Raw genomic sequence first — 1148 nt, forward strand, 5'->3', positions numbered from 1 at the left:
CACGAGGTCGTCTGCATCGACAAGGATCCCGAAAAGATCGCCGCCCTCAACGAGGGCCGCATGCCGATCTACGAGCCCGGCCTCGATACGCTGGTGGCCGAAAACGTCCGCCAGAAGCGGCTCGCCTTCTCCACCGACCTCAAGCCCGCCGTCGCACAGGCCCAGGCCGTGTTCATCGCCGTCGGCACGCCGTCCCGCCGCGGCGACGGCTTCGCCGACCTCTCCTACGTCTACGCCGCGGCCAGAGAGATCGCCGAGGCGCTCACCGGCTACGCCGTCGTCGTGACCAAGTCGACCGTCCCGGTCGGCACCGGCGACGAGGTCGAGCGCATCCTGCGCCAGGCCCGCCCCGACCTCGAGGTCGGCGTCGCCTCCAACCCCGAATTCCTGCGCGAGGGCGCCGCCATCGGCGACTTCAAGCGCCCCGACCGCATCGTCATCGGCGCCGAGGATGCCCGCGCGGCGGCCGTGATGCAGGAGGTCTACCGCCCGCTCTACCTCAACGCCGCCCCGATCCTGCTCACCGGACGGCGCACGGCCGAGCTCACCAAGTACGCCGCCAACGCGTTTCTCGCCACCAAGATCACCTTCATCAACGAGATCGCCGACCTGTGCGAGCAGGTCGGCGCCAACGTGCAGGAGGTCGCCCGCGGCATCGGGCTCGACAACCGCATCGGCGCCAAGTTCCTGCATGCCGGGCCGGGCTACGGCGGCTCGTGCTTCCCGAAGGACACGCTGGCGCTGGTGAAGACGGCGCAGGATTACGGCACGCCGGTGCGGATCGTCGAGACGGTGGTGGCGGTCAACGATCAGAGGAAGCGCGCGATGGCGCGCAAGGTGATCGCGGCCTGCGGCGGGAGCGTCCGGGGCAAGCGGGTGGCGTTGCTCGGCCTGACGTTCAAGCCGAACACCGACGACATGCGCGACGCGCCCTCGCTGTCGATCATCGCCGGGCTTCAGGATGCCGGCGCCGAGATCGTGGCCTACGATCCCGAGGGGATGGAGCAGGCGCGGCCGCTGCTGCAGGGCGTGGCCTACGCCGAGGACGCCTATGCCTGCGCGGAAGGGGCGGACGCCCTGGTGATCGTGACGGAGTGGAACGCGTTCCGCGCGCTGGATCTGGCGCGGCTGAAGGCGCTGATGGCCGC

The 1148-nt window shown here is 70.3% G+C and carries 1 protein-coding gene; it reads left to right on the forward strand.

Annotation, left to right across the window (positions count from 1 at the left end; translation table 11 throughout):
• The coding region (locus ABS772_RS20490; RefSeq protein ID WP_350396586.1) for a UDP-glucose dehydrogenase family protein at nucleotides 1-1148 on the forward strand (1148 nt) is incomplete at both ends.

The sequence above is a fragment of the Methylorubrum podarium genome, assembly GCF_040270385.1.
Lineage (GTDB): Bacteria > Pseudomonadota > Alphaproteobacteria > Rhizobiales > Beijerinckiaceae > Methylobacterium > Methylobacterium podarium.